2 protein-coding genes and 1 pseudogene are annotated in these 16,746 nt (G+C 57.4%); all 3 read left to right on the top strand.

From position 1 onward, the window contains the following. Positions 1-2 precede the first annotated feature (2 nt). The 3 genes and pseudogenes from C0K55_RS10445 to siiEA all read left to right on the top strand — a co-directional run bounded on the left by C0K55_RS10445 (position 3) and on the right by siiEA (position 16,746). The gene (locus tag C0K55_RS10445; protein WP_000982141.1) at positions 3-1,295 is read left to right on the top strand and encodes an APC family permease; all 1,293 of its coding nucleotides are present in this window, start codon (positions 3-5) and stop codon (positions 1,293-1,295) included. A gap of 342 nt (positions 1,296-1,637) precedes the next feature. Next, on the top strand, positions 1,638-2,993 hold the full coding sequence (locus C0K55_RS10440) for a TolC family outer membrane protein (protein WP_016263006.1): 1,356 nt from the start codon (positions 1,638-1,640) through the stop codon (positions 2,991-2,993). A gap of 195 nt (positions 2,994-3,188) precedes the next feature. Next, positions 3,189-16,746, top strand: a pseudogene (gene siiEA / locus C0K55_RS27020) (BapA-related adhesin SiiEA).

Here is a 16,746-nt window from a genome sequence, read left to right as displayed (position 1 = left end):
TCATGATGAACACGGAAGGTGATAACGATAACAAACCCCTCGGGCTATGGAATGTCGTTTCCATCGGCATTGGGGCGATGGTGGGGGCGGGGATCTTTGCCCTGCTGGGGCAGGCCGCGTTGTTAATGGAAGCCTCGACCTGGGTCGCCTTTGCCTTTGGCGGTATTGTGGCGATGTTTTCCGGTTATGCCTACGCGCGGCTTGGGGCGAGTTACCCCAGTAACGGCGGGATTATTGACTTCTTTCGTCGGGGATTAGGTAATGGCGTCTTTTCGCTGGCTCTATCGTTACTGTACCTGATGACGCTGGCGGTGAGTATCGCGATGGTGGCTCGTGCCTTTGGCGCTTATGCCGTGCAGTTTTTGCATGAAGGCAGCCAGGATGAGCATCTTATTTTGCTGTACGCACTGGCGATCATTGCGCTGATGACACTATTTAACTCCTTAAGCAATCATGCGGTAGGGCGGCTGGAAGTGATCCTCGTCGGCATCAAAATGATGATCCTGTTGTTGTTGATCGTCGCAGGCGTCTGGTCGCTACAACCAGCGCACATTTCTGTCTCTGCACCACCCAGCTCCGGCGCGTTCTTCTCCTGTATTGGGATAACCTTCCTTGCTTATGCGGGCTTTGGCATGATGGCAAACGCAGCGGATAAAGTGAAAGATCCGGCGGTCATTATGCCACGGGCGTTTCTGGTGGCGATTGGCGTTACCACGCTACTCTACATTGCGCTGGCGCTAGTGCTACTTAGCGATGTTTCGGCATTAGAGTTAGAAAAATATGCCGATACCGCCGTAGCGCAAGCCGCTTCTCCGTTGCTCGGACATGTGGGTTATGTGATTGTGGTCATCGGCGCTTTACTGGCGACGGCCTCAGCCATCAACGCCAACCTGTTTGCCGTGTTTAACATCATGGACAATATGGGCAGCGAGCGCGAACTGCCGAAATTAATGAATAAATCCCTGTGGCGGCAGAGTACCTGGGGAAACATCATCGTAGTGGTGTTGATTATGCTGATGACGGCGGCGCTGAATTTAGGCTCGCTCGCCAGCGTCGCCAGTGCCACTTTTTTGATCTGCTACCTGGCGGTGTTTATGGTCGCTATCCGCCTGCGTCATGATATTCACGCCTCGTTACCGATCCTTGTTGTTGGCACGCTGGTTATGTTGTTGGTGATCATCGGGTTTATTTACAGTCTGTGGTCACAGGGCAGCAGTGCGCTGATGTGGATTATTGGCGCACTATTACTAAGCCTTATTGTGGCAATGGTAATGAAACGGAATAAAACGGTATAAACTTTTCTGTGCGCGGTGCTTTCTGTACTGCGCTTTTATTTTTATCCTTAAATTAATCTCCTTTCTTATGCCTTTAATAAATAATTCACAAAAAAAAGATATATAGACGATAAAACTGTGATTTCTATCACTTCCTGGTATGGATTATTCTTAACAAGGATGATGGTAATCTAAAAGTCGTAGTGTATTCTTAATAAATGACGTATAAGCTTTTCAACTGCATTTCTTTTAAAGGGGGAAGTGAAAACGAAAGAGATGCGCAAGTTATTACCCTTCTTAAATAAAATGATGCTGGTTATAAAGATCAGTTAAAATAATGACCTGGAAGGAAGTGACTTACCTATGGCGCGATTACAATTAAAAAACCGTAAAAATAAAGGTCTGATATTTTTAATAAGTTTTATTGTGATGGGAGGAGACGCGCTTGCTGCACCGTTACCACAATGGGCTAATGCCCCTGCGGTTACGCCGGTTGCCAGTTTATCCTTACAGGAAAGTATATTACGCGCATTTGCCCGCAATCCTGACGTCACCCAACAGGCGGCGCAGATAGGTATTGGCGAAGCGCAAATCGATGAAGCCAAAAGTGCCTGGTATCCGCACGTGGGTTTAACCGGCAACGCAGGCCCGTCGCGACAAACTGACTCCAGCGGCAGGCTGGATAACAACGTTTCTTATGGCATAACCCTGACGCAACTGGTGTATGACTTTGGTAAAACTAACAACAATATCAAACTGCAAACTGCCGCTCGTGATAGCTACCGCTTTAAATTAATGGCCACCCTGACAGATGTCGCAGAGAAAACGGCGACCGCCTATATGGAAGTTAGCCGTTATCAGGCTTTGTGTGACGCGGCGCAACGCAATATTCACTCGCTGGAAAATGTCTATAACATGGCGGCACTGCGCGCCAATGCCGGGCTGAACTCATCTTCTGATGAATTACAGGCCCAGACGCGTATTGCCGGAATGCGCTCGACGCTGGAGCAATATCAGGCACAGATGGCCAGCGCCAAAGCACAACTGGCGGTGCTGACCGGCGTACAGCCGGAGGCGATAGCCGCGCCGCCAGGCGAATTAGCCGAACAGCCAGTATCGCTAAAAAATATCGATTATCAGTCCATCCCACTGGTGCTGGCGGCAGAAAACTTACGCCAGTCGGCTCAGTACGGGGTAGAAAAAACCAAAGCGCAATACTGGCCCACGCTCAGTATTCAGGGGGGCAAAACGCGCTACCAGACCAGTGACCGTTCGTACTGGGACGACCAGTTACAGTTGAACGTCAATGCGCCGCTGTATCAGGGGGGCGCGGTTTCTGCTCAGGTGCAACAAGCCGAAGGGCAACAAAAAATCTCTGCCTCGCAGGTCGAACAGGCAAAACTGGATGTGCTGCAACGGGCGTCGGTGGCGTATGCCAACTGGACCGGTGCACGGGGTCGTGAAGAAGCAGGTTTAGCGCAATCCGAAAGCGCGCACAAAACGCGAGATGTGTACCAAAATGAATATAAATTAGGCAAACGCAGTCTGAATGATCTATTAACCGTCGAGCAAGATGTCTTTCAGGCGCAATCGGCTGAAATAAATGCCAATTATGATGGTTGGGTCGCAGCAGTTAATTATGCCGCTGCGGTTAATAACCTGATTCCATTAGCGGGAATTAAACAAGGCTTATACAACGACTTACCCGACTTGAAATAATCCTGCCATTATTAATAGTAGGGCTACATCGTTATTAAGTGATTTTACTCGTCATGCTTCAGGTTAGCATGAATTGCGGCTGCGTATCCTCTCGCTTGCCACCTTTCTGCAACTTGAATTATTTAGAGTAACCCTTTGTCTTATTAAGATAAATGGACTCGCTAAGGATGTGCGCCATTTATCAGGAATGCCATTATGAGCCTGATTATTGATGTTATTTCGCGTAAAACATCCGTCAAACAAACGCTGATTAATCCGGGCGACGTCACGGTTGTTATTTATGAGCCATCTGTGGTGCAGGTTCATGCTCAGGCATCTGCCGTCGCACGTTATGTTCGCGAAGGAAATGACCTGCTGATTTATATGCAGGATGGTACGGTTGTCCGTTGCAATGGCTATTTTTTGCAAGCGGCTAATTCAACTGAACAATCGGAGCTGGTCTTTGCCGATGGACAACAGCTTACACATGTCACTTTTGCTGATACTGCTGCGGGTGGTTTAGCCCCTGTGGAGCTGGTAGCCCATACTGCAGCCATTGAAAGTATTGCACCATTTCTTGATACCGTTGCTCAGACGAGCACCTTCCCGTGGGGATGGTTAGCGGGTGCAGCGGTAGGTGGCGGCGCGCTTGGCGCTTTGCTGGCAAGTGGTGGTGGTGATGATTCGAAAACTGAAGTGGTTAATAACCCACCGCCAGCCGAACCAGGCAATGCTACCCCGTCATTTTTAGTGACCGATAATCAGGGCGACCAGCGCGGCATTCTCGCTACCAATGACATCACCGATGACACCACGCCAACCTTTAGCGGCAGCGGACAGGCGGGGGCGACCATCCAGATCAAAGACAGCAACGGCAACACCATCGCCAGTACACAGGTAGACAGCAACGGGCACTGGAGCGTTTCTTTACCTACACAAAGTGCCGGTGAACATACCTGGTCAGTCGTGCAAATTGTCGGCAACACCATCACCGATGCCGGTTCGATAACGTTAACTATCGACAACAGTCAGGCCGCCGTACAGGTTGCCACCACCGCAGGCGATAACATTATTAACGCCAGCGAGCAGGCTGGCGGATTTACACTTTCTGGCAGCAGTAGCCATCTGGCACAGGGAACAGAACTCACCGTCACGCTTAACGGCAAAACTTACACGACTACCGTCGGGGCTAACGGCGCGTGGAGCGTGCAGGTGCCGACTGCCGATGCGCAGGCGTTAGCTGAAGGGAACCAGGCAGTACTGGTTAGTGGTAAAGATGCCACGGGCAATACGGTCACTGGTGCGCAACTATTAACAGTCGATACCCAGCCGCCGACGCTTGCCATCAATGCTATCGCTCAGGACAACATTGTCAGCGCCGCGGAACATAATGCCGCGCTGGTGTTAAGTGGTACATCGAATGCTGAAGCGGGACAAACCGTTACCCTGACAGTAAACGGTAAAAGCCATACAGCAATCGTCGGTAGCGACGGCACATGGCAGGTGACGCTGCCTGCCGCAGAAGTGCAGGCACTGACGGAGGGTAACTACGCCGTAAATGCCAGCGTCAGCGACCGGGCAGGAAACGCCACCAGCAACAGCGCAAATTTCACGGTAGACACCAGTGCGCCTGTGGTCAGCGTTAACACCGTTGCGGGTGACGATGTTCTTAACACCGCTGAACAGATTGTGGCACAGATTATTTCCGGGCGGGTCAGTGGGGCTTCACCTGGCGACACGGTCACCGTCAAATTAGGTGCCACGGTTCTGACCGGTGTGGTGCTGGCAGACGGCACCTGGAATGTCGCTCTGGATCCAGCGGTAACCCGCACGCTGGCGCGTGGGCCTAACGACCTTATTGTCACGGTTACCGATGCTGCCGGAAATACCGGTACAGCGACTCATAACATCATCCTGGCGGGCGTCGCGCCGCAGGTGGCGATAGATCCCATCAGCGGTGATAACGTACTGAATGCGCTGGAGTCTCAGCAGCCGCTAACGTTAAGCGGCACCAGCAATTTGCCCGATGGCGGCACGGTTAACGTGACGCTGAATAATGTCACTTATAGTGCGCAGGTTAACGGCGGCGTGTGGTCATTGAGCGTGCCAGTAAGCGATGTCCTGAACCTGGCAAACACCAACTATATTGTTACCGCCAGCGCCACGGATGTGACCGGCAATACGGGAACCGCGCAAAGCAACTTACTGGTCGATACGGTGCTGCCGCAGGTGATTATCAACACCTTTGCGGGCGACAACGTGGTGAACAATGCCGAAGCGGGCGGCAGATCAAACCCTGAGCGGGCGCGTAGTGGGCGCAGTGCAGGGCGATACTGTAACCATTGAGCTGGGTGGCAATACGTACACGGCGACGGTGGGGAGCAACCTCACCTGGAGTGTGAACGTTCCGGCGGCTGATTTACAGGCGCTGGGCGATGGCGCATTAACAATCAACGCCTCTGTGACGAACGGACACGGCAACACCGGTAATGGTGAACGTGATATCACCATCAGCGCCACGCTGCCGGGTCTGCGTATTAATACTATTTCCGGCGATGACGTTATTAACGCCCTCGAACAGCAACAAGATCTGGTTATTTCTGGTAGCAGTAGCCATCTTCCCGCGGGCACCACCGTGACGGTAACGCTCGGCAACGAAACGTATCAAGGCGTGACCGACAGCAACGGCAACTGGCAGGTGGGCGTTCCGGCTGCGGACTTGCAGGCGCTCAGTGCAGGCACGGTCGTCGTGACGGCCAGTGCAACAGACCCGGCAGGTAACCCGGTCTCTATCGACCACAACGTGCTTGTTGATGCGGGTGAAGTGGCGATCGCTATCAACATCGTTTCCGGCGATGACATTATCAACGCCGCAGAAAAAGGCTCGCCGCTGACGCTGACTGGCACCACCCAGGGCGTCGAGGCCGGGCAAACTGTGGTGGTGAAATTCGCCGGGCAAACCCTGACGACCACAGTACAGAACGACGGTTCCTGGAGCCTGACCGTACCCGCCAGTACAGTCAGTAGCCTGTCAGATGGCGCAACGGAAATCACCGCAACTGTCACTAATACCAGCGGTAACACCGGCGACACCTCCCGCACGATTACCGTCGATAGCCAGGCTCCGGCCTTAAGCATCGATTCGCTGACCGCCGATAACATCATTAATGCCACTGAAAGCGGACAAGATTTGTCTATCACCGGCACCACCGACGCCCAGCCAGGGCAGACGGTAACGGTCACGCTGAATGGGCAGACCTATCAGGGCACCGTGCAGTCAGACGGCACCTGGAGTGTGACCGTTCCCGCCGCCAACGTTGACGCGCTGGCTGACGGCAACGCCACGGTCACTGCCAGCGTGAACGATGTCGCCGGTAACCCGACCAGCGTTTCACGCGTGGCACTGGTGGATGCCACGCCGCCGGTGGTGACCATTAATCCGGTGGCGACCGATAACGTCATCAACACGCCGGAACATGCTCAGGCGCAAATCATCAGCGGCACGGTCACTGGCGCACAGGCGGGCGATATCGTCACCGTGACGCTGAATAATGAGAATTACACCACGGTGGTGGATGCTTCCGGCAACTGGAGTCTGGGCGTTCCGGCCTCGGTGGTCAGTGGGCTGGCGGACGGCAGTTATCCTGTCAGCGTCTCGGTAACCGACAAAGCCGGAAACACGGGCAGCCAGTCACTGACCGTCACGGTCGATACCGCCGCGCCGGTGATTGGTATTAACACCATTGCTGGCGACGATGTGATTAACGCCAGCGAAAAAGGAGCCGATGTTCAAATTACCGGCACCAGCGATCAGCCTGTTAATACCGCCATCACCGTGACATTGAACGGGCAAAATTATACGGCGACGACCGACGCCTCCGGCAACTGGAGCGTGACGGTTCCGGCATCGGCGGTAACCGCATTAGGCCAGGCCAACTATACGGTGACAGCAGCGGTGACCAGCGGTATCGGCAATAGCGCCACCGCCAGCCATAACCTCCTGGTCGACAGCGCGCTGCCCGGCGTGACCATTAATCCGGTAGCAACCGACGATATCATTAACGCCGCCGAAGCGGGCGTAGCGCAAACCATCAGCGGGCAGGTGACTGGAGCCGCCGTTGGCGACACGGTAACCGTTACGCTGGGTGGCAATACCTACACCACCACCGTACAGCCTGGATTAAGCTGGAGCGTGAGCGTTCCGGCGGCGGATATCCAGGCGCTGGGTAATGGTGATTTGACGGTGAGCGCCTCAGTCACCAATGAAAACGGCAACACCGGCAGCGGTACGCGGGATATCACCGTTGACGCCAATCTGCCTGGTTTACGGGTCGATACGGTGGCGGGTGATGATGTGGTCAATATCATCGAACACGGGCAGGCGCTGGTCATCACCGGCAGCAGCTCGGGGCTGGCAGAAGGCACGCCGCTTACCGTCACGATTAATAATGTGGAATACACCACTGCGGTGCAGGCCGATGGTAGCTGGAGCGTGGGCGTCACGGCGGCGCAGGTTAGCGCCTGGCCTGCGGGGACGGTGACGGTTGCCGTGTCCGGGGAAAGTAGTGCCGGAAATCCGGTGAGCATCACTCATCCAGTGACGGTCGATCTCACTCCGGCGGCTATTTCTATCAACACCATCGCCACGGACGACGTGATTAATGCCGCAGAAAAAGGCGCTGATTTAACCCTTTCCGGCACCACCACTAACGTAGAAGCCGGACAAACGGTCACCGTGACCTTTGGCGGGAAAAATTACACTGCCAGCGTGGCGAGCGATGGTAGCTGGACTGCCACCGTACCCGCCGCTGATTTAGCGTCATTAACTGATGGTGCCGCCACCGCGCAGGCCAGCGTCAGCAACGTCAACGGCAATAGCGCCTCGGCGGTGCATAACTACAGCGTCGACAGCAGTGCGCCAACCATCATTATTAATACCGTTGCCAGCGACAATATCGTCAATGGCAGCGAAGCCGATGCGGGCGTGACGGTGAGCGGTAGCACCACCGCCGAAGCGGGGCAGATTGTTACGGTAACGCTCAATAGCCCAACCGTGCAGACGTATCAGGCAACGGTACAGGCCGATGGCACCTGGAGCATCAATATTCCGGCGGCAGATCTCGCAGCGTTGACGGATGGCAGCCATACCCTGACGGCGACGGTCAATGACAAAGCGGGCAACCCGGCGAGCACCACGCATAATCTGGCGGTGGATCTCACCGTTCCGGTACTCACCATCAACACCATTGCCGGCGATGACATTATTAACGCCGCCGAACACGGGCAGGCGCTGGTGATTTCTGGTTCCAGCACCGGTGGAGAAGCGGGGGATGTCGTCACCGTTACGCTAAACAGTAAAACCTACACCACGACGCTTGATGCCTCCGGCAACTGGAGCGTCGGCGTTCCGGCGGCGGACGTCACCGCGCTTGGCAGTGGCCCGCAGACCGTAACGGCGAGCGTTACCGATGCGGCAGGCAACAGCGACAGCGAGACGCACACGGTTACCGTTAACCTTACCGCGCCGACTATTGGCATTAACACCATCGCCACCGATGACGTCATTAACGCCAGCGAAAAAGGCGCGGATCTGCAAATATCTGGCACCAGTAATCAGCCCGCAGGCACCACAATTACGCTGACGCTTAACGGGCAAAATTACACCGCGACGACAGACGCCGCAGGCAACTGGAGTACCACAGTGCCAGCCTCTGCTGTCGGCGCGCTGGGCGAAGCCAGCTACACGGTGACGGCGAACGTCACCGACAGCGCGGGTAACAGCAATTCCGCCAGTCATAATGTGCAGGTCAATACCGCGCTGCCTGGCGTCACCCTTAATCCGGTGGCGACCGACGATATTATTAACGCGACGGAATCGGGTTCCGCCCAGACTATCAGCGGCCAGGTGACGGGCGCAGCGGCGGGCGATACCGTCACCGTAACGCTTGGCGGGAAAACCTATACCGCCACCGTGCAGGGCAATTTAAGCTGGAGCGTGGACGTTCCGGCAGCGGATATTCAGGCCATCGGTAATGGCGACCTGACGGTTAACGCCTCGGTGACCAACAGCGTGGGCAATACCGGCAGCGGTTCGCGAGATATTACTATCGACGCCAATTTGCCTGGTCTGCGCGTCGATACCGTGGCGGGCGATGATGTGGTCAATAGCATCGAGCACACTCAGGCGCTGGTGATAACCGGTAGCAGCAGCGGGCTGGCTGCGGGCGCGGCGCTGACGGTGGTGATTAACACGGTCACTTACGCTGCGACAGTATTAGCCGATGGCACGTGGAGCGTCGGTGTTCCGGCGGCAGATGTGGGCAACTGGCCTGCGGGGACGGTGAATATTACGGTTTCAGGCGCCAGTAGTGCCGGAAACCCGGTCACCATCACCCATCCGGTCACCGTCGATCTGGCGGCGGTGGCGATTTCCATTAACACCGTTTCCGGCGACGATGTGATTAACGCTGCTGAAAAAGGGGCAGATTTAACCCTTTCTGGCAGCACCTCCGGCGTGGAAGCGGGGCAAACCGTCACCGTCACCTTTGGCGGCAAAACTTATACCGCCACTGTAGCGGGCGATGGTAGCTGGACAACCAGCGTACCCGCCGCCGATCTCAACGCGTTACGCGACGGTGACGCTACGGTGCAGGCCAGCGTCAGCAACGTTAACGGCAACACGGCTTCGGCAACCCACGCCTACAGCGTCGATGCCACGGCACCCACGCTTTCCATCAATACCATTGCCACCGACGATATTCTTAACGCAGCTGAGGCGGGCAATCCGTTAACCATCAACGGCACCAGTAGCGCCGAAGCGGGTCAGACGGTAACCGTCACGCTTAATGGCGTCAGCTATACCGGCACCGTTCAGGCGGACGGAAGCTGGAGCGTCAGCGTACCGACAACAGATCTCAGCAATCTGACCGCCAGCCCGTACACTGTCAGCGCCTCGGTAAACGACAAGGCGGGTAACCCGGCGACCGCAATTCACGGTCTGGCGGTGGATCTCACTGTTCCGGTATTAACGATCAACACCGTCTCCGGCGATGACATTATTAACGCCTCCGAACACGGACAGGCGCTGGTGATCTCCGGTTCCAGCACCGGCGGGGAAGCGGGCGATGTCATCACCGTCACGTTAAACAGTAAAACCTACACCACGACGCTGGACGCTTCCGGCAACTGGAGCGTCGGCGTTCCGGCGGCGGATGTCAGCAACTGGCCTGCGGGAGCGCTGAACATTAGCGTTAGCGGCGCGAACAGTGCCGGAACCCAGACCAGCATTACCCATCCGGTCACCGTTGATCTCACCGCCGTTGCCATCAGCATTAACGCCATCACCAGCGATGATGTGATTAACGCCGCCGAAAAAGGCGCGGCGTTAACGCTCTCCGGCAGCACCTCCGGCGTCGAAGCGGGGCAAATCGTTACCGTTACCTTTGGCGGCAAAACTTACAGCGCCACGGTGGCGGCAAACGGTAGCTGGAGCACCACCGTTCCGGCCGCGGATATGGCGGCTCTGCGTGATGGCGATGCCAGCGCCCTGGTGCGGGTGACTAACGTCAACGGCAACAGCGCCACGGCAACGCACGAATACAGCGTCGATAGCGCCGTGCCAATGGTGACCATCAACACCATTGCCAGCGATAACATCATCAATGCCAGCGAAGCGGCGGCGGGCGTAACGGTTTCCGGCACCAGTACGGCGGAAGCGGGGCAAACGTTGACCGTCACGCTTAACGGCACTACCTACCAGACCACGGTGCAGGCGGATGGTAGCTGGAGCTTAACGCTGCCTGCCAGCGCCTTAACCACGCTTGCTAATAATGGTTACACCCTGACTGCCACGGTCAGCGATCTGGCGGGTAATCCTGGCAGCGCCAGCAAAGGCGTAACCGTCGATACCACCGCGCCGGTGATTAGCTTTAATACCGTGGCGGGCGATGATGTGATTAACAACGTTGAACACACTCAGGCGCAGATTATCAGCGGCACCGCTACGGGCGCGGTAGCGGGCGACCGCCTGGTGGTGACCATCGCCGGGCAGCAGTATGTCACCAGCACCGATGCCAGTGGCAACTGGAGCGTCGGCGTGCCTGCCAGCGTGATTTCCGGCCTTGCGGACGGCACGGTAACCATCAGCGCCACCATCACCGACAGCGCAGGCAACAGCAGCACCCAGACGCACAACGTGCAGGTGAATACGGCGGCGGTGTCACTTTCGGTCAGTACCATCAGCGGCGATAACCTCATTAACGCCGCCGAAGCAGGCAGTGCGCTGACCCTGAGTGGCACCGGAACGAACTTTGCCACTGGCACCGTAGTCACCGTGTTGCTTAACGGCAAAGGTTATAGCGCCACCATTCAAAGCAACGGGAGCTGGAGCGTGAATGTGCCTGCGGCAGACGTCGCCGCACTAGCCGATGGCACCAGCTACACGGTCAGTGCCTCCGCCCAGGACAGCGCCGGAAACAGCGCTACGGCTTCGCGCAGCGTGGCGGTAGATCTCACCGCGCCGGTGATCAGCATTAATACCGTTTCGACGGACGACCGACTCAACGCCGCTGAACAGCAGCAGCCGTTAACCCTTAACGGCTCGACCAGCGCGGAAGTGGGACAGACGGTCACCGTGACCTTTGGCGGTAAAACCTACACCGCCACGGTTGCCGCCAATGGCACCTGGGCGCTGAACGTGCCAGCGGCAGATCTGGCAACACTTGGGCAGGGCGCACAGACCATTACCGCCAGCGTGAACGACCGCGCCGGTAACCCCGGACAGACCACGCACGCACTGACTGTCGACACCGTTGCGCCGACGATCACCATCGCCACGGTGGCGGGCGACGATATTATCAACAACGCCGAGCAGCTTGCAGGACAAACCATCAGCGGCACCACCACCGCCGAAGTCGGTCAGACGGTGACTGTCACTTTTAACGGGCAAACCTGGACCGCAACGGTTGGTAGCGGAGGAAGCTGGTCGGTATTTATTCCGGCTCAGCAGTTTGTCGGATTAAGCGACGGCAGCTACACCGTCAGCGCGACGGTCAGCGATCAGGCCGGAAACTCCGGCAGCGCCAGCCGTGGCGTCACGTTGAACGGCGACGTCCCCACGGTCACCATCAACACCTTCGCGGGTGATGATGTGGTGAATGCGGCGGAACACGGCTCATCGCTGGTGATCAGCGGCACCACCACCGCGCCGGTCGGTCAGACGCTGACCCTGACTTTAAACGGCAAAACCTACACCACCACGGTGCAGACCGGTGGTAGCTGGAGCTACACCCTCGGCAGCGCCGATGTCACCGCGCTGGCAGATGGCAACGCCTACGTGATTAACGCCTCGGTGAGCAACGCCATTGGCAACACTGGCAGCAACAATCACACCATTACCGTTGATCTCAGCGCTCCGGCGATGGCCATTAATATCGATTCCCTGCAAGCCGACACCGGCCTTAGCGCCAGCGACTTTATCACCAGCGTCAGCCCGGTGGTGGTCAACGGCTCGCTGACCGCTGCGCTTGCCAGTAACGAGACGGCGCAAATCAGTATCGACGGTGGGGTAACCTGGAGCACGCTCACTGTGACCGGCACGACCTGGCGCTACAACGACAGCCGCACGCTGACCGATGGTAACTATCTCTATCAGGTGCGGGTCATTGATGCGGCGGGCAATGTCGGCGCGACCGACAGCCAGAACGTGGTGATCGATACCATCGCCCCAGATCCAGCGGTGAAAACCATCGCCATTAGCGCGATCACCACCGATACCGGCTTGATCACTAACGATTTTGTCACCAGCGACACGACGCTTGCGGTGAGCGGCACGCTGGGGGCGACGCTTTCTGCCGGTGAGTTCGTACAAATCAGCATCGACGGCGGCACCACCTGGCAGAACCTGTCGGTAAGCGGTTTGACCTGGACGTACCTTGACGGGCGCACGCTGACCGACGGCAACTACAACTACCAGGTGCGGGTTATCGACACCGCCGGAAATATCGGTGCCACCGCCAGCCAGATAGTCACCGTGGACACCAGCGCGCCGCTGGCGAGCAAAACCATCACCATTGCGGGCATTAGCGATGACACCGGTTTAAGCAGCAGCGATTTTGTTACCCGCGACACCACACTGACCGTGCGCGGGACGCTCGGCGCAACGCTTGCCGCCGATGAACGGGCGCAAATCAGCCTCGACGGCGGCGTTACCTGGGCCACTTTAACCGTTATCGGCACCAACTGGAGCTATGCCGATGGTCGCACACTGACCGACGGCACCTGGAACTACACGGTGCGGGTGGTGGATCTGGCGGGAAACGTCGGGCAGACCGCGACGCAAAACGTGGTGGTTGACACCACCAGCCCGGAAGCGGCAAAAAGCATCACCATTACCGGCATCAGCGATGACACCGGAGCCAGCAGCAGCGATTTTATTACCAGCGACACCACGCTTACCGTGCGCGGCGTACTGGGCGCGGCGCTCGGTGCTAACGAGTTCGCGCAAATCAGCACCGACAACGGCGCAACCTGGGTGAACGTGATCGTTGCCGCAGACGGCCTTAACTGGAGTTACGTTGACGGGCGCACGCTGACCAACGGCACCACCACCTGGCAGGTGCGGGTGGTCGATCTGGCAGGCAACGTCGGCGCAACGGGCAGCCAGACGGCGCAGATTGATACCGTTAATCCGGCGCAGGTGTTGACCATCGCCAGCATCAGCACCGACACGGGGAGTTCGGCCACCGACTTTATCACCAGTGATACCACGCTCACGCTGACCGGTTCGCTGGGGGCGGGGCTTGCCAGCGGCGAAGTGGCGCAGATTAGCCTCGACGGCGGCGCGACCTGGACCACGCTCACCACCAACGGCACGCAGTGGATTTACACCGACAGCCGCACGCTGACCGATGGCAGCTACGTTTATCAGGTGCGGGTGCTGGATCTGGCGGGGAATACCGGCCCGGTGGTGTCGAAAACGGTGGTGGTCGATACGATTAACCCCACCGCCACGCCGACTATTGTGTCGTATACCGATGATGTCGGGCAGCGTCAGGGGACGTTAAGCAGTTCGCAGGCCACCGACGACACCACGCCGCTGCTGAACGGCGTGCTCTCCGGCCCGCTGGCCAGTGGCGAAGTGGTTTACCTCTACCGCAATGGCCTGCTGTTAGGCGCGGTGACGATGGTCGGCGCACTGAACTGGACTTACAGCGACAGCGGTCTGGTCAGTGGCGCGTACACCTACAGTGCGCGAGTGGTGGATCTGGCAGGGAATATCACCTCCTCCAGTGATTTTGTTCTGACGGTTGATACTTCTATTCCGACCACGCTGGCGCAAATCACCAACCAAACCACGCGTGACACCACGCCGATTATCAGCGGCGTAATCACCGCCGCGCTTGCAAGCGGGCAGTATGTCGAAGTGGTGATCAACGGCAAAACCTACACCTCGCAGCCGGGCGGCGCGGTGGTAGTCGACCCGGCACACAATACCTGGTATGTGCAACTGCCGGATACCGATGCACTGGCAGCGTCCGCAACCGCTTATAACGTCACCGCGCAGGTGAAAAGCTCGGCGGGCAACGGCAACACCGCTAACGTCAGCAACGGCACGGTGACGGTCAACGCGGCAATTGATTACACGCCAGCCTGGACGACCGCCAATAAAACGACCGCCTGGGGGCTGACCTACGGCCTCGACAACCACGGGATGTGGACGGTGCTGGCGAACCAGCAAATTATGCAATCAACCGATCCGCTCACCTGGTCGAAGACCGCACTGACGCTGGTGCAAAGCGGCAACAACTACGCCACCAGTTCCATTGCCGATTACGACCGCAACGGCACGGGCGATCTGTTTATTACCCGCGATGACTACGGTACGGGCTATATCAACGGCTTTACCAATAACGGCGACGGCACCTTTTCCAGCGCGATTCAGGTGAACGTTGGCACGCTGACGTGGTATGGCTCGATTGTGGCGTTTGATAAAGAGGGCGACGGCTATCTCGATTTCTGGATTGGCGACGCTGGCGGGCCGGACTCCAACACCTTCCTGTGGAATAACGCGGGCACCCTGGTAGGCAACTCCACCACCGCCAACAACGGCGGGAGCGCCACGGTCGGCGGGTTGGTAAACGGCTATCTTTCACTTAACGAAGGTTCCGGCGTCGATCTTAACAATGACGGCAGGGTAGATCTGGTTCAACACACCTTCAACCTGAATAACTTCTACACCCTTTCATCGCTCATCAGCCAGGGCAACGGCACGTTTGTCTGGGGGCAGAACACCATCAACACCTTCCTCAGCGTTGCAGGTAGCGGTGGTAACTCGACGTCTGTCTCCATGACCTGGGCAGATTTCGATGGTGACGGCGATATGGATCTCTTCCTGCCTGCCAGTCAGGGGAGGGCAAACTTCGGCTCGCTGTTATTCAACACCAACGGCGTACTGGGGAGTCCGGTTGCGGTGGGCGCAACGGGCACAACCTATGCCAGCCAGTTCAGCGTAGCGGTGGACTGGGATCATGACGGGTTAATGGATATCGCCCGTATTGCCCAGACCGGACAGTCGTATCTTTACACCAACGTTGGCGGTGCCAGCAACTGGACACAGTCGGTACTCGGCGGCAGCCAGAGTGGCACCACCAGCGGCGTGGCGGCAATGGACTACGACTGGGATGGCGCGGTGGATGTACTGGTGACCAAACAGTCGGGCAGCGTGTTCCTGATCCGTAACACTAACACGGTGAGCTACGGCACTTCGCTGCACCTGCGCATTACCGATCCCAACGGTATTAACGTCTATTACGGTAACACCGTGAAGCTGTACAACTCGGCGGGTGTGCTGGTCGCCACGCAAATCATCAACCCGCAGTCGGGGATGGGGGTTAACGACACCTCGGCGCTGGTCAATTTCTACGGGCTGAATGCCGGAGAAACCTACAACGCGGTGTTGATCAAATCCACCGGTGCCACCGCCAGCAATATCGACCAGACGGTAAACACCACCTGGGGCGGTTTACATGCCACTGATGCTACCCACGCTTACGATCTCAGCGCCGAAGCAGGCACCGCGAGCAACAACGGCAAATTTGTCGGCACCGGCTATAACGACACTTTCTTCGCCACCGCAGGCACCGACACTTACGACGGCTCCGGCGGCTGGGTGTACAGCTCCGGCACCGGAACCTGGCTGGCGAACGGCGGGATGGACGTGGTTGATTTCCGGCTTTCGACGGTGGGCATGACCGCTAACTTAAGCAGCACCGCCGCGCAGGCCACCGGTTTTAACACCTCGACATTTACCAATATTGAAGGTATTTCCGGATCGAATTTTAACGACACCCTGACCGGCAGCACAGGCGATAACCAACTGGAAGGGCGCGGCGGTCACGACACCTTGCTCTATAAACTGCTCAACGCCAGCGACGCCACCGGCGGCAACGGTTCGGACGTGGTGAATGGCTTTACGGTAGGGACATGGGAAGGCACCGCCGACACCGATCGCATTGATATTCGTGAACTGTTACAGGGTAGCGGCTACACCGGAAACGGCAAAGCCAGCTATGTCAACGGTGTGGCGACGCTGGATGCACAGGCCGGAAACATCGGTGATTTTGTCAAAGTTACCCAGAGCGGCAGCGACACCATCGTGCAGATCGACCGCGACGGCACGGGCGGCGGCTTTGCGACAGCTAACGTGGTCACGCTGACGGGCGTGCATACCGACCTTGCCACTTTGCTGGCGAATCATCAATTGATGGTGGTGTAG

This window comes from Escherichia sp. MOD1-EC6098 (assembly GCF_002965865.1).
Classification (GTDB): domain Bacteria; phylum Pseudomonadota; class Gammaproteobacteria; order Enterobacterales; family Enterobacteriaceae; genus Escherichia; species Escherichia marmotae.
This window is presented reverse-complemented; position numbering and strand designations above follow the sequence as displayed.